The 18,888-nt window shown below is 61.9% G+C and carries 9 protein-coding genes; 6 read left to right on the top strand and 3 right to left on the bottom strand.

Features of this window, described 5'->3' with window-relative positions; genetic code table 11:
* Window positions 1–35: 35 nt before the first annotated feature.
* The 4 genes from LNV23_RS06610 (at window position 36) to LNV23_RS06595 (ending at window position 11,571) form a co-directional block, all read left to right on the top strand.
* A complete protein-coding gene (locus LNV23_RS06610) occupies window positions 36–2,195 on the top strand; it encodes a KAP family P-loop NTPase fold protein (RefSeq protein ID WP_263562246.1) in 2,160 nt (719 codons plus the stop codon).
* Window positions 2,196–2,201: 6 nt separating this feature from the next.
* Entirely contained in the window at window positions 2,202–2,930 is a 729-nt protein-coding gene (locus LNV23_RS06605; protein WP_263562245.1) for a hypothetical protein, read from the top strand.
* Window positions 2,931–3,059: 129 nt separating this feature from the next.
* On the top strand, window positions 3,060–9,461 hold the full coding sequence (locus LNV23_RS06600; RefSeq protein WP_263562244.1) for a DEAD/DEAH box helicase family protein: 6,402 nt from the start codon (window positions 3,060–3,062) through the stop codon (window positions 9,459–9,461).
* 4 nt (window positions 9,462–9,465) lie between these two features.
* Entirely contained in the window at window positions 9,466–11,571 is a 2,106-nt protein-coding gene (locus LNV23_RS06595) for a UvrD-helicase domain-containing protein (RefSeq protein WP_263562243.1), read from the top strand.
* Window positions 11,572–12,002: 431 nt separating this feature from the next.
* Here the strand turns inward: LNV23_RS06595 and gyrB are convergent, their stop codons facing one another.
* The 3 genes from gyrB to dnaA all read right to left on the bottom strand — a co-directional run bounded on the left by gyrB (window position 12,003) and on the right by dnaA (window position 17,566).
* On the bottom strand, window positions 12,003–14,555 hold the full coding sequence (gene gyrB / locus LNV23_RS06590; protein WP_263562242.1) for a DNA topoisomerase (ATP-hydrolyzing) subunit B: 2,553 nt from the start codon (window positions 14,553–14,555) through the stop codon (window positions 12,003–12,005).
* Between the two features lie 107 nt (window positions 14,556–14,662).
* Entirely contained in the window at window positions 14,663–15,799 is a 1,137-nt protein-coding gene (gene dnaN / locus LNV23_RS06585) for a DNA polymerase III subunit beta (RefSeq protein WP_263515988.1), read from the bottom strand.
* A 240-nt stretch (window positions 15,800–16,039) separates the two neighbouring features.
* Window positions 16,040–17,566, bottom strand: coding sequence for a chromosomal replication initiator protein DnaA (gene dnaA, locus LNV23_RS06580; RefSeq protein WP_263562277.1), 1,527 nt, complete (start codon window positions 17,564–17,566; stop codon window positions 16,040–16,042).
* A gap of 676 nt (window positions 17,567–18,242) precedes the next feature.
* On the opposite strand from dnaA, the gene rpmH reads away from it, so the two are divergent.
* Entirely contained in the window at window positions 18,243–18,377 is a 135-nt protein-coding gene (gene rpmH / locus LNV23_RS06575) for a 50S ribosomal protein L34 (RefSeq protein WP_054021782.1), read from the top strand.
* 23 nt (window positions 18,378–18,400) lie between these two features.
* The gene (locus LNV23_RS06570) at window positions 18,401–18,862 is read left to right on the top strand and encodes a ribonuclease P protein component (RefSeq protein ID WP_263562241.1); all 462 of its coding nucleotides are present in this window, start codon (window positions 18,401–18,403) and stop codon (window positions 18,860–18,862) included.
* The last annotated feature ends 26 nt before the right edge of the window (window positions 18,863–18,888 follow it).

Below are 18,888 nucleotides of genomic sequence, written 5' to 3'. Positions count from 1 at the left end.
GCCCAACATTGCCACATAAGTACTCAGGGAGAGACATGGCGGAACTAGAAGATTCGGCGGACCTCCGCCTTGACCACCCATTGAAAGTGGGCTCGGCGCTGAAAGCAGACGCGCTGGACCGCCGCGCATTTGCGACCCGCGTGACCGAGGTCTTGCAGCGCGTGGCGCCAACAGACGGTTTGGTGGTTTCAGTGGAGGGCGCTTGGGGCAGCGGCAAGACCTCGCTGCTGGCGATGGTCGAAGAGCTGTTGAATGAGGCCTCGAAGGATGAACGCCCGGTCGTTGTCCACTTCAATCCCTGGCTGATTGGCGACCGGGATGCCCTATTGCGCCAGTTCCTGGCCAGCATGGCCAAGGCCGTGAAGTTGACGGACCATGCCAAAGAGGGCAAGCGGGTTGCCAAGGAGCTGAAGACCTACTCCAAGGCATTCGATGTCCTGAAGCTCATCCCGGGGGCTGAGCCCTGGGCCAGCATCGTGAAGTCGGTTGTGGAGTCCATGGGGAATGCCAGCGAGGCGGTCTTCGACTACAAGACCCCAGACTTGGAAGAGCACAAGAAGTCGCTGGAAGCGGCTCTTCGCAAGTTCCCGCGTCGCATCGTGGTGCTGCTCGACGACCTCGACCGTTTGTATCCGGCCGAGGCCTACGAGATGGTGCGCATCGTCAAAGCCGTAGGCGACCTTCCCAATGTGGGCTACGTGCTGGCCTGGGACGAGCGGTACATCAGCGCCGCGCTTGAGAAATTGAATGTGCCTCATGCGGGGAGCTATCTGGACAAGGTCGTGCAGGTGCGCTTGCCCGTTCCGCCCCTGTCATTTCCCCAGCGTGTGAAGCTGATGAACAGGGCATTGAATGAGTTGCCCGGCGGTGCCCTCATCGAGTACTTTCCCAATGGCGATGAGCGCAACGGCTCACTCTTTCACCATGGCTTGAGTGAACTGATTGAGCACCCGCGCGATGTTGTTCGTCTCTTCGATGTCGTCCAATCCATCGAACCTGGGTTGAGGGGCGAGATTCACCTGGCCGACATCATCGGGTTGGCCAGCTTGATGACCAAGGCGCCTGTGGTCTACGAGCTCCTCTGTCGCTCGCCGCAGGCCTTCGTCGGGCGTAGGCCGGGCGCGCGTTCGGACTTCAAGAAGTCTGACGAAGTCATCGCAGAGCATATCGTCGAGCGCGATGCGGCGATTGATTCATACCGTCATTCGAAGGCAGTGCGGCGTGTGGTCCATTGGCTATTCCCTAAGACAGCCAAAGCCGACGACGCATTCACGTATGACCGCGTGGTGTTCTCGGAAGGGCATCTCGCTCACCCCGACCGTTTGCTGGTTGCGCTGCAGCTCAGCGCACGGCCTGGAGACCTGAGCTTGGCTCGGGTGCGTCAGTTCGTTATTCAGTCAGGCAAGCGAGATGAACTTGCTGCAGGTCTCGATGCTGAGAACGGCATTGATTTCGTTGTCAATGTTGGCGACTTGGTGGAGGGCCTTGGGTCCGACATCTCCATCGACTCCACTGATTTGGCGGTTGCCGTTGCAAGACTGGTCGAGCGTGAGCCTTTCGTTCGCCGAGCCAGAGAGCGCAACGAGGTTTGGTATCTGCGCGGGGAGAGTGCGGCTGGCCGGACCATCGGACAGATTGCACAGCGATTGGACGAGGCAACTGCGCAAGCATTGGCAGAACGGCTCATTGGCGATGAAGTCGGCCTCTCTGTTGCCGCTGACTTGGCAGTCATGAGCTTTTTTCCCTACGAACGCGAACAGGGATACCAACTCAAGGCGCCTGAAGCGAGCCGCAAGCGGGCTCTCGCCCTCTTTGGACGAAACATCCAGCGCGCTGCGGCGAACGGTGAGCTCCTGGAAAGGGTCAGCGGAGGCAGCTTGCTCTGGGCTTTCGCTCGACTCGTACCTGGGCAGTGCAAGGCGGTGTTCCACGCGATAGCCCCACACCCGGCAAGGCTTGACCAGTTTGTCGAGTCCATGCTTCAGCACTCGTTCGACAGCCACAAGGGCCAGAGCTATGCCCTGCCGAAAGAGCGCGACGTGCTGGAGAAGTACGTGGATGTCGCGACGCTCAAAAAGTTGGGTGCTGAGCGGTTGAAGGACGACGCCTTGGTGTATCCCGCGCGCGCAGCTTGGCGAGCCGTGGTGGAGGAGCGCTGCATTTATGCCAAAGATGGTTCGGTCAACGACCACTGAAACGCTATGAGCAACTCATTCTTCGACCCTGATTGGACCGCCAAGGTCACCGTGCCTGTTAAACGCGTCGGCGAGCGCTGGGAGTTTTTCTACGGTGGTGACGTCCCTGTGCGGGAAGGCACGCTTGGTGAGCTGACCTTGAGCGCGGACCAAATCACCGACGACGGGTTCAAACAGCGTGTTACTCAAGAGGCCATCGTCCGTATCCTCGACGAAGGAGCGGAACTGCGGGTTGCTTTGAGCGACCGGGGAACCTTTGGGGGGCTTGTGGGCGAATGGCCCAAACCGCACCCCTTGGCAGTGCCGCCAGGCACAACCCGCTTCGAGCGCGTATGGCTTGGTCCCGTCAAGCGTAAAGAGAGTACTTTGCCGCTCGACGAGGACATGGAGAGAGGTGGGCTCTGGCTGAAGCTGAAGGGAATGGAGCGCTGTGAGTTGCATGGCAGCACCGTCAAGATGCCTAGTGGCTTCGACACGCCGTATGCCCAGAGCCTGAATCACGCGCTGACGCTGCTCTCCGAGAAGTATGAGGTCCATCGGATATCGCATACGGGCAATGTGTATGCCCGCATCTTCTACCAGGAGCCGAGTGGTAGCTGGTACCCACTGGATGACCTCAGGCAAGGGGTGCTGGCTGACGCGGAGCGCGCGTTGCTTCAAGCGACCTGGGCCGAAGTTGAGAAAAAGCTTGGCTGGCGGCCACCGCCGCCAGCCGGTGGCAAGAAGAAGCGGTGATGGACAAGTGATGACCACTCGTCTTGTGGAATATGCAGTGGACTGGTCGGCAGAGCCCCTGGCAACAGCCTCAATTGGCATGAGAGGTCGAATCAAGATGAAACCCAACTCGCAAAGGATGATGGCCTGATGCTGCCCTCCCTACTAGCACGTGATATCCAGACTGGGCTGAAGCAGTTCCTGATTTCCGCATTTGAGCCCGCCGACTCGTTTACGCATGGGTTGATGACGCGGTTCGTGGAGGACGAGGAGGCCTGGCTGAAGGGCCCTTTCGTCCAAGTTGGCCTGCCATTCAGCGTGGGTAGTGCTGGACGGGCCTTCTTCTCGGGATTTGAGACGACATTCCCCGGATTCAGTCACCAAGAGCGCGCATGGGAGCGCTTGTCGAGCCAGCGGCTGGGGCTCAGCACACTGGTGGCCACAGGGACTGGCAGCGGCAAGACGGAGTGCTTCCTGTATCCCGTGCTGGACCACTGTTCGCGGGCAAAAGCGGCGAAGGAAACCGGGGTCAAGGCGCTGGTCATCTACCCGATGAATGCACTGGCTTCGGACCAGGCACGCCGCATCGCCGAGCTTGTCGCGGCTACGCCCGCTTTTGCGGGCTTGCGGGTAGGGCTTTATGTGGGCGGCCAGGCTTCGGCGCCTGGCGAAGGGGCGGTCATGACAGCGACCTCCGTCATTACCGACCGGGAGACCTTACGCAAGCACCCGCCGGACATCTTGTTGACCAACTACAAGATGCTGGACTACCTGATGCTGCGGCCCAAGGACCGGCAGCTCTGGGGGCAGAACGCGCCGACCACGTTGCGCTACGTCGTGGTCGATGAGCTGCATACCTTCGACGGCGCACAAGGCACGGACTTAGCCCTGCTGCTACGCCGCCTGAGAGCGCGCCTGCAGACGCCGGACCAGCACCTCATCTGTGCTGGTACCTCTGCGACGCTTGGTGGAGCCACCGATACCAAGCCGCTGCGCGATTACGCGCGCCAGGTTTTCGGCGTGCCGTTTGATGTGCAATCGGTGGTGACCGAAAGCCGACAGACGGTCGGGGCCTTCCTGGAAGACGCACCCGTGAACTTCATGTTCGCCTTCCGGCCGGAGTTGGGGGCGCACCTAGACGCAGGCCTCTATGCAACACCAGAGCAGGCAGTCCAGGCTTGGTTCAGGCTGTTCTTCCCCGACGAGCAGCAGCCCTCCGACGTCAGTGACCCGGCGTGGCGACAGGCACTGGGTGCACTGCTGAAGCAGCACCAGCTGTTCGTGAACCTGCTCAAGCTGTCGAAGGGGGGAGTGGTCAGCTATCGGGAACTGACGGACGCATTTGCCCGTCACATGCCTGCTGCCAGCCAAGCCCAGGTCTGCCAGGTGCTGGATGCCTTGTTGGTGTTGGTAGCCTGGGCGCTACGTGAAAACCGGCAGCCCCTGGTTACCCTGCGCATGCAGCTTTGGGTTCGCGAGTTGCGCCGCATGGTCGGCAAGCTCAGTGTCTCGCCGGAGGGCACGCGACTGCGCAGTGAGCGCGACCTGCCCGGCGAGCGCGATGGCGTGTACCTGCCGATGGTTCAGTGCAACCAGTGCCGCACAACGGGCTGGCTGTCGCGGCTGGTTCAAGGCAGCAGCAAGGTGTCGACCCAGCTGGACGAGATTTACAACACCTGGTTCTCCCGTCGGCCCGAGGCGACTCGGCTCTATGCCGCCGAGAGTATCCAGCGCAGTCACGTTGAGGGTGTTTCTGAGCGCGTGTGCGTGGCCTGCGGCACCTTGCAGCAGGCGCAGGACGCTTGCCTGGCATGCGGGCATCAGGAGCTGCTAAACGTATTCCGGGTCATCGCCCAGAAGTCGCAGACTCGAGGCCAGGCGCAGTTCACCTTGCATGACAACGCCTGCCCGGCATGTGGCGAGACGGACTCCCTGCTGCTGCTGGGCGCGCGGAACGCCACCTTGGGTTCGCAGGTGGTCGAAAGCAGTTGGGCCAGCGTATTCAACGACGACAAGAAGCTCATCGCCTTTTCTGACTCGGTGCAGGATGCCGCGCACCGTGCAGGCTTCTTTGGGGCGCGCACCTGGCTGAACAACGTGCGTACCGCACTGGCTCACGTGCTGGACGAGCTCAATCAGCCGGTGATGCATTGGTCGACCTTTCTGGACGAGGTGGAGAAACGCTTCGCCACCCCGGGCTCGGTGCTTCACCTTTCTGCGGAGGAGTTGGTCTCCGAGTTCATCGCGCCGAACATGACCTGGCAGCACGACTGGTCGGTGGAGCTGCCAAAGCACCTGCAACTGCCAGCTCACAGCAAGCTGCCGGCCAAGGTCAGGAAGCGATTCCTGTGGCAGGTCTACACGGAGTTCACGTATCAAAGCCAGCGGGGGCGGACTCTGGAGCGGATTGGCAAAGCCGTCCTGTGTGTGCCGTGGCAAGCAGTGGACAAATTGGCTGAAGAGCTGCTACCGGCATACCACGAGCAGTTCGGAGCCAAAGGTTTGGAGCAGCGAACAGTGGCGCGGTGGCTCTGGGGTTTCCTGATGCACTTGCGGCGCCGTGGCGCGGTCATGCACGCCGAGCTTGGCAGCTATGCCGGGGATGGAAACGTGTATGCACTCCGTGAGACTGGCGGGCGTCGTGAGTGGCTGCCGTCCATGGGTCAGAGTACGCCCAGGCCTGTTTTCCTCACTCTGGGGGCTCAGCGTGACTTCGACAAGCTGCGTAATCAGAGGCGCGCGACGTGGTTTGACCGCTGGGCACATGCGGCGCTGGGAGGTCAAACGCTGCTCGGTAAGGGGATGGCTGCCGATATGTATGTCGAGGCACTGAACGCGATGCTCGGCCGGGGGATGGTCATCAAGACGCCGCACCACCAGGGCGACACTTGGTCGTTGAATCCTGAGTCGCTGGAGCTTCATACCGAGCTGGCGTTCATCGCGACCGAGGGGAGCAAACGCCGCATGACGGTGCCACGCAGCTACGCGGAGCTGCTGCTGGGAATGCCATGCCTTGATGCGCCTGAGTTCCGGTACGAGGTACTGGTCGGCGACGCTGCCGGTTGGTGGGCGCAGCGTTTCAGCCGTGGTGACCTGCGACGCGTTATTGCCGCCGAGCACACTGGACTTCTGGAGCGCCCTGTCAGGGAGGCGCTGGAGAGTCGCTTCAAGAGCAAGCAGCCCAGGCCCTGGTTTGAAAACCTACTGTCGGCGACCCCCACGCTCGAGATGGGCGTGGACATCGGCGACCTGTCGTCGGTGCTGTTGTGTTCGGTTCCACCGAATCAAGCAAGCTTTCTGCAGCGCGTAGGCCGAGCCGGTCGTCGGGATGGCAATGCGATGACCACGACGCTGGCCGACGGCAACAGCCCGCACGACCTCTACTTCTTCGCCGAGACGCAGGAAATGATGTCTGGCGAAGTGTCGCCGCCGGGCATATTCCTACAAGCAGCTGAGGTGCTGCGCCGTCAGCTATTCGCCTTCTGCATGGACGATTGGGTTGCGAGTTTGACCAGCGCGAATGCCCTGCCCGAGAAGACCTCTCAGGCGCTGGATGCGATGGAGCAAGCCAAAGCGGAACGCTTCCCTCGCGTCTTCTGCGACTACGTGGTGCAACACGAAGACCGCCTGTTCCAAGGCTTCTGCAAGATGCTGGCAGGCGACATTGACGATGTGGTGCGCGGCCGGCTTTTGGACTTCATGCAGGGGCAGGGCGAGGCTGACGGCTTGCGCATCCGGCTGATGAAGTCGTTGCAAGAGCTCGTGGACGAACGCCAAAGCTACAAGAAGCGCAAGGACGAACTCGACAAGGCGAAAGCCCGCGTACTGCAGAAGCCGCAGGATGACGCTACCAAGGAGGAGCTCAGCAACCTGCTGCGTGAACGGGACAAGCTGCTCGAACTCATCAAGGAAATCAATGGTCGCGACCTACTGAACACCCTGACCGATGCCGGATTGATTCCGAACTATGCGTTCCCGGAGTCGGGTGTCGAGCTCAAGTCGGTCTTGTGGCGCAAGCGAGGGAATGACGAACCTGGCCAGGGCGCCTACGTCACTCTGACCACGCTGAAGTACGAGCGACCAGCGCAGTCCGCACTGTCGGAGTTCGCGCCGGAGAACCGGTTCTACGCAAACCAGCGCCGCGTGGAGGTGGACCAGGTCAACATGAGTCTGGCTAGCACGGATGATTGGCGCTTCTGTCCGTCGTGCCACCACATGCAGAACCTGACGCTGGAGGCTGATGTGCACATGGCCTGCCCGCGCTGCGGTGACGCGATGTGGTCGGATTCAGCCCAGCGCCGAACCCTGCTGCGCTTCAAGCAAGCTATTGCCAACAGCAACGATGCCGAGGTTCGCATTGACGATAGCGCGGACGACCGGGAGCCAAAGTACTACGTACGGCAGCTGATGGCTGACTTCTTGCCGCAGAACGTGCGTGAGGCCTGGCAAATCAACACCGGTGAGCTGCCGTTCGGCTTCGAGTTCATCTCACGCGTTACTTTCCGCGACGTCAACTTCGGCGAGTTGAGCAAGCCCGGAGAGTCATTCAAGGTCGCGGACAAGGAGTCCGGCCGTCCCGGCTTCCGACTATGCCGCCATTGCGGCAAGGTGCAGAAGGCGCCTAAGCGCAATGGCGATGCGGCGGAGCAGAACCACAGCTTCGATTGCCCCAAGCATGGAAACGACGACCCGGCCAACATCCTCGAATGTCTGTATCTGTACCGGGAGTTCGAATCGGAGGCCTTGCGAATCCTTGTGCCCTATACAAAAAACGGAGTCGATGAGCGCGTCGTGCAGTCTTTCATGGCGGCCGTTCAGCTGGGTCTGAAGAAGCGCTTCGGCGGCAAGGTGGACCATCTTCGGATGGTGCTTCAGGATGAGCCAGGCAAGAACGGTGGGCCCCGGCGGCATTACGTGATGCTGTTCGATTCAGTACCTGGCGGCACTGGATACCTGCACCAGCTCCTCGCCCATGACGCAAGCACTCTGAGTGATGTGCTGACCATGGCCTTGCAGGCTGTAACGGCGTGTCCGTGTAACCAGGACCCCGACAAAGACGGCTGTTACCGCTGCGTCTACCAATATCGCCTGGGCAGGAACATGGAGCTGGTATCGCGCGACAACGCTAAGGCCGTGTTGACCGAGCTGGTTGGGTCTCTAGGCCAGCTGGAGCGAGTGAAGACCATTTCGGACATTTACATCAACCCCAACTTCGACTCGGTGCTCGAAGCGCGTTTCATCGAGAGCCTCAAGCGGCTGGGCGGAGTGGGCAGCGTTCCGCTGACCAAGCTGGTGCAGGACATCGTGCATGGGAAGTCCGGCTACGTCCTCGAGGTGGGCGGCCAGCGTTACAAGATTGAGCCTCAGCGCGATGTTGGACCGGACGATGGCGTCGCAGTCGCCAGCAAGCCTGACTTCGTTATCTGGCCTTGGTCTGCGTCCAGCAGTCGCCGGCCAATTGCAGTGTTTTGCGATGGGTGGGCGTATCACAAGGGCTCATTGGGAGCCGATGCGCTCAAGCGCAGTGCACTGGCTACGAGCGGAAAGTTCTGGGTTTGGTCGGTGACCCACAACGATGTTTCGACGGCGCTCAAGGGCGACCTGAACACGGACCTGGACTCGCCGCTGGTCACCATGTCGCGACACAACGGGAGCATTGCACCGCCAGGGGTTCCGCGCGCGCAGGAGCAGGCTTTCACCCACCATGCGGTGGCACGGCTGCTCGCCTGGCTCGCGACACCTGTCGATAGCGAGATGGTGGACAAGGCGGTACTGCAGCTTCAACGCAACGCGCTTTGGCTGGGTTTCTTGATGGTCCCCCACAACCCGCAGGAGCGCAGCGCGTGTGATGTGACCTTGGGGCAATGGAAGCATCGGCTGCCGGACCATGCTCTGGCGAGCGGCAAGGAATTTGCGCCTAGCGTCGCAAAGGCCGGCGGCAGGTGCCTGCACTTTGGTGCTTGGCCGCTCGACATGGCGAAGGCAGGGGCGGATGTTGCTGACCATTGGTCGGCGCCTGGCGTGCTGGTCCTTGACGATGTAGCCGCCGAAAATGAGGAGGAGCTGCATCTCGCGTGGAGGCAGTGGTTGCACGTGTTCAACACGAGCCAGACCTTGCCTGGCATTTGGCTGGTTACTTCCTCGGGCCTCGACGAAGGGGCGTTCCACGTGCTCAGTGGAGCCTCTCAAACTCAGTCTGCAACATCAGCGCAGCCTGATGGCTTGGGCGCAGCATGGGATGCCGTCTTGAAGCAGACACTGACGCCGCTGCAGGATGGACTGCGCTCACTTGCCAAGGCTGGTGCAGAACTTCCTGAAGTTGGCCTGGAATTGGCTGACGCGAACGGGAAGGTGTTGGCCGACGCTGAGCTTTGTTGGGTCGCCGAGAAACTCGCTGTACTGCGCGACGACCAGGCTGACCTGTTGGATGCGTGGGTCTCTCAGGGCTGGACAGCGGTGTTGCTGGATGAGGCTCTTGGCCAAATTGCAGGTACTGATTGGGCGGGAGCAGTTGCTCAACACCTCGGGCTGAGCCCAATGAACAAGGATTGAAACGATGAGCCTAGAACCAAAGGTTGCGCTGAGCAACGACTTCCTCATCCAGCTGTCCAAACTCCCTTCCAGCGTTCACACGAAAGTGATGAAGTGGGCGGTGAAGTTCCAGTCGGACCCGAGAAGCTCAGGCATCAATTACGAAAACATCAACGGGGCTAGGGACCCGAACCTGAAGTCGGTGCGCATTGATGGAGACTGGCGGGGCATCGTGTTCAAGCCGTCATCGGGCGACGTCTATGTGCTGCTTTACGTAGACCACCACGACTCGGCCTACCGCTGGGCGGAGAACCGTAAGCTCGCCATCAACCCAGTAACCGGTGCGATGCAGCTGGTGAGCCTGGAGCAGCTGACTGAAGCGGCCGAGGCGGAAGCGGTCGCTGAGACCTCTCATCAGGCATCCGCTGTCCCGGCGCCTGCGCCGACGGCGGCACCGTTGTTTGCGGACCTGCAGGATAGGGAGCTGATGAGCCTTGGCGTACCAGAGGACCTGCTGCCCCTGGTGAAGGGTGTCCGGTCGGATGCCGAACTGGATGCCGTGCAGCCACAGCTTCCAGTGGAGGCTTACGAGGGTCTGTTCCTGGTGGCAGCTGGTGATACGGTCAGCCAGGTTCTGAATGCTCGGGAGACGCGCGTCGACAAGGTCGTAGACCTCGAAGACTTCGCGGCTGCGCTGGCCACGCCGGAGTCTCAATCACGCTTCGTCGTGGTCAGCGACGATGAGACATTGGCAGCGATTCTGAACGCGCCCCTGGCGCAATGGCGGGTGTTCCTCCACCCCACCCAGCAGAGGCTCGCCGTAGGCGACCGCAGTGGCCCTGTCCGGGTGCTTGGCGGCGCGGGGACCGGCAAGACCGTCCTCGCCATGCACAGGGCGAAGTGGTTGGCCGAGAACCGTACCAAGGACGGGCAGAAGGTGCTGTTCACGACCTTCACTCGAAACCTGGCAGGCGACATCGAGCAAAACCTCAAAACACTGTGTAGCTCCGCAACGCTCGAGAAGCTGGAGGTTCGAAATCTTGACGCATGGGTCAACACCTTCATGCGGAGTAGAAAGCTCGAACAGCGAATTGTTTACGACCGGAAGCAAGAAGGCGCAGTCCAGGCTTGGCAGGCTGCGTTGGCAGTCCGCGATACAAGCCTCGACCTGCCAGACAATTTCTACGAGCAAGAGCTTGAGCAGGTCGTGCTCGCCCTTGGAATCACCACGCTAGATGAGTACCGCACCGCGCGTCGCACCGGGCGCGGGGTGATTCTGAGTCGCTCTAAGCGCGATGCTGTGTGGCCGGTGTTCGAGGAGTACCGAGGCCAACTTGCTTCGCGCAAGCTCAAGGCGGTCGATGACGCCTATCGCGAAGTCGCGGCGCTCTTGTCTGCGGAGGCGGACTTTGCCGCGCCCTACAGCTCGATAGTTATTGATGAAACCCAGGACTTTGGTCCCCAGGCGTTGAAGCTGCTCAGAGCAATGGTTCCGTTGGGCCCTAATGACTTGTTCTTCGTCGGTGATGGGCACCAGCGCATCTACAGTCGCAACAAGGCTGCGATGAGTCGGTGCGGCATTGATATTCGGGGCCGCTCGAAGAAGCTCTATATCAACTATCGGACGACGGACGAGATTCGGCGACAGGCGGTTGCGCTGCTTGAAGGCATCGAAGTCGATGACCTAGACGATGGGCACGATGAGACCCGGCGGTACCGGTCACTATCCCACGGACCGGTTCCGAAGGTCGTTTCCGTCGAAGGGCTGGAAGGGGCCTACGCAGAGGTCGCCGCCTTCTTGGAACAATGGCGTTCGGCTGAGGGCGCTGGGGCCGAGTTGACCTACTGCGTCGTAGCGCCTAGCGAGAAGGTGCGTGACGCCCTGGCGCAGCAGCTACAGGCCAAGGGCGTTCAAACGGTCGCCATCACGGCCCAGACCAACCACACCGATGCGCGCGGCGTGGTCCATCTTTCGACGATGCACCGAGCCAAGGGCTTGGAGTTTGATTGCGTCGCGGTTGTTGCACCGAGTTCGTTTGCAGAAGCGGTCGTCGAAGGCGGCAATCAACGCCAGCTGTTGTATGTGGCCCTGACTCGCGCCAAGAGAGGCGCGCTGCTTGCGCTTTATTGACCGTAGAACTCACGGAGCCGCACACATGTGCGGCGGACTGGCAGCACCGATGGCGCTTTCATCGGTGCAGCGCTAGCCCAGAGTCGCCGCTTATGCCCATTGTCGGATTGCGAGAATCAAGTCCGACGACGCGAAGCTGCCTTCATTCCTTGAATCCAATTTCGCCCAACAAAACGCTGAGCGCAGCAACACCCTCAATGTTGACTCAACCTAGAACGGTCTAGTCTGTACATCACAGGAAGAAAGCCCGCTGCACTGGCCAGCAGGGCTTGAAGTGCGCGCCACGCCTAAGACAAATCGTTTCTTACCGACTTTGCCCTGCCCTTACTGCCAAGTAAGCAATAGGCCAGTCGCAACAACTAACTCCCGCCAGTCGCAAACGAGTGGCGCGAGTCGCAACTAATTCGGCGGCCTACGTCAGCTCAGGAACATCAAACGTCAATATTCCCAGCACGAAGAGCGTTGGTTTCAATGAAATCCCTGCGTGGCTCGACCTCGTCGCCCATCAGCATGGTGAACACGCGGTCGGCTTCGATGGCGTCATCGATCTGCACGCGCAGCAGGCGGCGAACATTCGGGTCCATCGTCGTTTCCCAGAGCTGCTCTGGGTTCATTTCACCCAAGCCTTTATAGCGCTGGCGGCCCACAGAGTTCTCGGCTTGGCCCATCAGCCAGGCCATGGCAGCGCGGAAGTCGCTAATTTTCGCTTCCTTGGCCTTTTCGCCCTCGCCCTTGCGCACGGTGGCGCCTTCGGCCATCAAGGCCTTGAAGGAGGTGCCGGCGGTGCTGAGCACTTCGTAGTCGGCGCTGTGCACGAAGTCGGCATTGATGATGCTGGAGCGGGTGTTGCCGTGTTGCTTGCGGCTGATGCGCAGCAGGTGCTTGTCGCTGCGTTCGTCGTATTCGCTGCTGACTTCGGCCTGGTGCAGGGCGGCCTGCATGGCGGCGGCGGCGGCTTCCGAGGCTTCCTTGCTGTCGAGGTTGATGGCCAGGCCACCGGACAGCACGCGCAGCGCTTCAAAGTCCATCCAGTTGGACAGGCGGGTGATCACGCTTTCGGCGGCCACGTACTGGCGGGCCAGGGTTTCCAGGGCCTCGCCGCTGAGCACCTGGTCACCGATGCCGGTGTGCAGGTGGGCGTCTTGCATGGCGATCTTGAGCAGGAAGCCGTCGAGCTCGTGGCCGTCTTTCAGGTACTGCTCATGCTTGCCGACCTTGACCTTGTAGAGCGGCGGCTGGGCGATGTAGATGTGGCCGCGCTCGCAGAGCTCGGGCATCTGGCGGTAGAAGAAGGTCAGCAGCAGGGTGCGGATGTGGGCGCCGTCCACGTCCGCGTCGGTCATGATGATGATGCGGTGGTAGCGGAGCTTGTCGGGGTTGAAGTCGTCACTGCCGGCGCCGCGGCCAATGCCGGTGCCCAGTGCGGTGATCAGCGTCAGGATTTCGTTGCTGGTGAGCAGCTTTTCATAACGCGCTTTCTCGACGTTCAGGATCTTGCCGCGCAGCGGCAGGATGGCCTGGAACTTGCGGTCGCGCCCTTGCTTGGCGGAGCCACCGGCGGAGTCACCCTCCACGATGTAGATCTCGCACAGGGCGGGGTCTTTTTCCTGGCAGTCGGCCAGCTTGCCGGGCAGGCCCAGGCCGTCGAGCACGCCCTTGCGGCGGGTCATTTCGCGGGCCTTGCGGGCGGCTTCGCGGGCGCGGGCGGCGTCGAGGATCTTGCCGCAGATCATCTTGGCGTCGATCGGGTTCTCGAGCAGGAAGTCGGTCAGCAGTCGGCTGACGATGTCTTCCACCGGGGCGCGCACTTCGCTGGACACCAGCTTGTCCTTGGTCTGCGAGCTGAACTTGGGCTCGGGCACCTTGACGCTCACCACGCAGGCCAGGCCTTCGCGCATGTCATCACCGGCCACTTCGACCTTGGCCTTCTTGGCCAGGTCATTGTCGGCGATGTACTTGTTGAGCACCCGGGTCATGGCGGCGCGCAGGCCGGTCAGGTGGGTGCCGCCGTCGCGCTGCGGGATGTTGTTGGTGAAGCAGAGCACGTTTTCGTTGTAGCTCTCGTTCCACTGCATGGAGACTTCGACGCCAACGTTGGTGCCGTTCTCGCTGATCTTGTCGCCCTGGGCGTGGAAGATGGTCGGGTGCAGGGTGTTCTTGCCCTTGTTGATGAACTCAACAAAGCCCTTCACGCCACCGGCATAGGCGAAGTTGTCTTCCTTGTTGTTGCGCTCGTCGACCAGGCGGATCTTGACGCCGTTGTTCAGGAAGCTGAGTTCGCGCAGGCGCTTGGCCAGGATGTCGTAGTGGAACTCGTTGTTGGTCTGGAAGATCTCGGTGTCGGGCACGAAGTGGACTTCGGTGCCGCGCTTGTCGGTGTCGCCGACGATCTTCATGGGGCTGACTTCGAAGCCCTCGCGCATTTCCAGCACGCGGTCTTGCGGCACGCCTTGCTTGAACTCCAGCTGGTGGATCTTGCCGTCGCGGCGCACAGTCAGGCGCAGGCTCTTGGACAGGCCGTTGACGCAGGACACGCCCACGCCGTGCAGGCCGCCCGAGACCTTGTAGCTGTTCTGGTTGAACTTGCCGCCGGCGTGCAGCTCGGTCAGTGCAATTTCGGCGGCACTGCGCTTGGGCTCGTGCTTGTCGTCCATCTTCACATCGGTGGGGATGCCCCGGCCGTTGTCGCTGACGCTGATGGAGTTGTCGGTGTGGATGGTGACGACGATGTCGTCGCAATGGCCGGCCAGGGATTCGTCGATGGAGTTGTCCACCACTTCGAAGACCAGGTGGTGCAGGCCGGTGCCGTCGGAGGTGTCACCGATGTACATGCCGGGGCGCTTGCGCACGGCTTCCAGGCCTTCGAGGATCTGGATGGAATCGGCGCCGTAGACCGCGCCAGAGCTCACGTCCGCATCGGCGGCAGCCTGCTGCTTGTCGGTCAGGCCTTCGGGGTTTGTTTCGTTGCTCGGCACATCACTCATCGGGAACTCTCTCTCTCACTCACGGGGCAAAAATACCGCCCCTTAAAAGCACTGAAGCGGGCTGGGCTTTCAAAGCCCACGCCCGCTGTTGAATTTCTCGCCGTGGCTTAGATTCGCATCGGCATGACCACGTACTTGAAGCCGGTCTGCTCGGGGATGGTGATCAGGGCGCTGGCGGAGCTGTCGTTCAGGTCGATGCTGACCATGTCTTGGCTCATGTTCTGCAGCGCGTCCATCAGGTAGGTCACGTTGAAGCCGGTTTCGATCAGGTCGCCGCCGTAATCGATTTCGATTTCTTCCTTGGCTTCTTCCTGCTCGGCGTTGCTGGAGGCGATGCTCAGCAGGCCCGGCTCGAAGGACAGGCGCACGGCCTTGAACTTCTCGCTGGTCAGGATGGCGGCGCGCTGCAGGCTGGACAGCAGTTGCAGGCGGCCCAGGGTGACGTTGAACTTGTGGTTCTTGGGGATGACGCGGTTGTAGTCGGGGAACTTGCCCTCGACCAGCTTGGTCACGAACTCCATGCCCGAGAAGCTGAACTTGGCCTGGTTGCCGGCAAAGCGCATCTCGATCGGGGCTTCTTCGCCCTCGCCACCCTTGTCGGCCTTGGCGCCGTCCTTCAGCAAGCGCATCAGCTCCAGCACGGTCTTGCGCGGCAGGATGACTTCCTGCTTGGGAATTTCCGTTTCCAGCTCGGCCTGGGCCAGGGCGAGGCGGTGGCCGTCGGTGGCGACCAGGGTCAGGTTCTTGCCTTCGGCGACGAACAGGATGCCGTTCAGGTAGTAACGGATGTCATGCACGGCCATGGAGAAGTGCACCTGGTTGATCAGGTGCTTGAGCGTCTTCTGCGGCACGGCAAAGGCGGGGCCGAAGTCGGCCGCTTCCTGGACCAGGGGGAAGTCGTCGGACGGCAAGGTCTGCAGGGTGAAACGGCTTTTGCCGCCTTGCAGGGTCAGCTTGGAGCCGTTGGCTGTCAGCGAGACGGTCTGGTCCGCGGGCATGGAGCGCAGGATGTCGATCAGCTTGCGGGCGCCGACCGTGGTGCTGAAGTCGCCGGCGTCGCCGCCGAGTTCGGCCGAGGTGCGGACCTGGATCTCCAGGTCGGAGGTGGTCAGCTCCAGCTGGCCGCCGGTCTTGCGGATCAGCACATTGGCGAGGATGGGCAGGGTGTGGCGCCGCTCCACAATGCCGGCGACCGCCTGCAGGGCGCTCAGCACCTTGTCCTGGGTGGCTTTCAACACAATCATGTCAACCTCGCTCTGTCGCTTGTTTGCTTACTTGCTTATTTGTTCGTACGTCGGTCTGTTCAGCGGCGCTGAGATCAAACCCAAGTCCACGGGCACGCTTCATTCAGACCGCGCGCGCGGAAACAACCCGCATTTTGACCCAGGAATGGGGTGTTTCCCGGGGGTGGGAACCCTGTCTTTGCACAGTGGGCGCACCGGGAGGGGCTGGGCCCTGAAGAGCTGGCCGCTCCCGGCGGTTTTTCAACCCTTCAAGGTCTGCTCGAGCACGTGGAGCTGCTGGTTCAGCTCGGTGTTCTTCTGGCGCTCGCCGCCGATCTTGCGCACGGCGTGCAGCACGGTGGTGTGGTCGCGGCCGCCGAACAGCTCGCCGATCTCGGGCAGGCTCTTTTGCGTGAGCTCCTTGGCCAGGTACATGGCAATCTGGCGCGGCCGGGCGATGCTGGCGGGGCGCTTCTTGCTGTACATGTCGGCGATCTTGATCTTGTAGAAATCGGCCACGGTCTTCTGGATGTTCTCCACCGAGATCTGCCGGTTCTGGATCGAGAGCAGGTCTTTCAGCGCCTCGCGCGCCAGCTGGATGTTGATTTCCTTGTGGCTGAAGCGGCTGTAGGCCAGCACCTTGCGCAGGGCGCCTTCCAGCTCGCGCACATTGGCGCGCACGTTCTTGGCGATGAAGAAGGCGACGTCCTCGGGCATGGGCGTGGCTTCAGCCTCGGCCTTCTTGATCAAGATGGCGACGCGCATTTCCAGCTCGGGCGGCTCGATGGCCACCGTCAGGCCGGCGTCGAAGCGGCTGGTCAGGCGCTCATCGATATCGGCCAGACCCTTGGGGTAGGTGTCGCTGGTCATGATGATGTGGGCGCGCTTGGCCAGCAGGGCCTCGAAGGCGTTGAAGAACTCCTCCTGCGTGCGCTCCTTGCCGGCGAAGAACTGCACATCGTCGATCAGCAGCAGGTCGAGCGAGTGGTACTTGGCCTTGAGCTCGTCAAAAGTCTTGCGCTGGTAATTCTTCACCACGTCGGAGATGAACTGCTCAGCGTGCAGGTAGAGCACGCGCGCATCGGGCTTGTCCTTGAGCAAGGCATTGCCCACGGCGTGGATCAGATGGGTCTTGCCCAGGCCAACGCCGCCGTAGATGAACAGCGGGTTGTACATGGCACCCGGAGCGCCGGCCACGTGCAGGGCGGCGGTGCGAGCCATCTGGTTGGCACGGCCGGGCACGAGGTTGTCAAAGGTCAACGCGCTGTTGATGCGGTGGCGGCTGGCGCTCGGCGGCAGGTTGGCAGCCGGCATGGCCGCCTGCTGTGCCTGGGCGGGCGACGCGCCGGCCGCGGCGCTGCGGGAGTCAGGGCGCGGGTCGGCCGGGTGGGAAACCGGGCGCAGGCCGTTGTGCAGCACCTGGCCGACCGAGATGGCCGGGCTGGACGGCGAGCTCAAAGTGGCCGGGCGGCCCATGGGCGCCATCGGTTCGCGGGCGGCCAGGGCCAGCTCCAGGCGCGCCGGCTTGCCGGCGAGTTCGCTGAGGATGGATTCGATGCGGCCGGCGTACTGGTTGCGGATCCAATCCAGCTTGAAGCGGTTGGGCACCCGCAGGGAGACGACCAGGCCTTCGGCACCCGCGCCATCGGCCACCACGGCGGGCGGCAAGGGGCGGATCCAGGTGTTGAATTGTTGCTCGGGCAACTCGGCGGCCAGCCTCTCGCAGCCGCGCTGCCAGAGGTCGAACCCCTGGTCAAAGCCCTGCTCCGGCACCGGCTGCGGGCTCATGCCCTCAGCGCCAAACATGTCTGCGCTCATTGTGGAAAACTTGTTCTAGAGCGGCCAGATTGTACGGGTTCAAGGCCGCCGGATCCAAGGTTATCCACAGATTTTTCGGCGCGGTCAATCCCCGGTAAACCCCGCTAGCAAATGCCCGGGCATTGACCGCGGCCGCATTCTTTGGTGTAATCGCGGGTTTTCCGGACGCTGCGGACCTTGGGTCGGGTGTTTGGTGCATAGGTGGGCACATTCCTTGGGCCTGCTGCCTTGGCGAGCGGCATTGCATAAATGCCAGCCACAGCAGCGGATCCGAAAACCGTGAGCCCATACCCGGCGCCAGGCAATCATCCTTGCGACAATGGCTGACTTCGGCTTTGGCCGAACTTGGCAATGAACGCAGCATCGAATTTCTGCCACCGGCGGCGCGACTTGTACACAGGTCCGCTGGCGGCACAGGGTTTCGATGTTGCCAACGCATGAGCGGCGCCCCGGCGCGGCACACATCAGTGGCTGTTGGTGAAAGAGCTGTAACCCGCCGGGCGATCCATCGCCCTGCAGAGCACCAGCCCTGAGCCAGCCGACGCTTGAGGTGCAATCCGCAACTCGTTTTGCACCCGGCGATTGATCGCCAACCACAGCTAAAGCGTCATCCGACGACCTTAGACCTTCTCAAGAGGCCTCCATCATGAAACGTACTTACCAAGCATCCAAGACCCGTCGCGCCCGCACCCATGGCTTCCTGGTCCGCATGAAGACCCGCGGTGGCCGTGCCGTCATCGCCGCGCGCCGCGCCAAGGGCCGCAAGCGTCTGGCTGTCTAATTCAGGTTCTTTCTTCCTGAATCATGATCGGCCGCATCGTGCGATCGGCCGACTTTGAACGCGTGCTGGGTCGCCCCAGCCGCGTGCGCAGCAGTCACTTCGCCGTGCACCATCTGTCGGCCTCGCCGAGCCTGCCTGCCAAGGTCTTATCCACCGCTGCAGGCAAGTTATCAACAGGCGATGCACAAGAAGCCCACAGCCCTGTGGATGAAGCACTGCCGGACGGCCAGTGGTTGGGGGTCATCGTGCCCAAACGCCATGCCCGCCGCTCCGTCACGCGCTCCCTGCTGAAGCGCCAAATCCGCGCCGCCTTTGCCGACCAGCCGCTTTTGCCGCCGGGTCTGTGGGTGGTGCGTTTGCGCACGCCTTTTGATCGCAAGCAGTTCCCCAGCGCCGCCTCCGATGCGCTGCGCGCTGCTGCGCACGCCGAACTCGCCCAGTTGCTGAACCGCCTGTTGCCACGCAACACGCCGGCTCAGCCCTGAGCGGCTGCCGCATTCCTGCCAGCCGC

It is taken from the genome of Kinneretia sp. DJ1R-11 (assembly GCF_025717595.1).
Lineage (GTDB): Bacteria > Pseudomonadota > Gammaproteobacteria > Burkholderiales > Burkholderiaceae_C > Paucibacter_A.
This window is presented reverse-complemented; position numbering and strand designations above follow the sequence as displayed.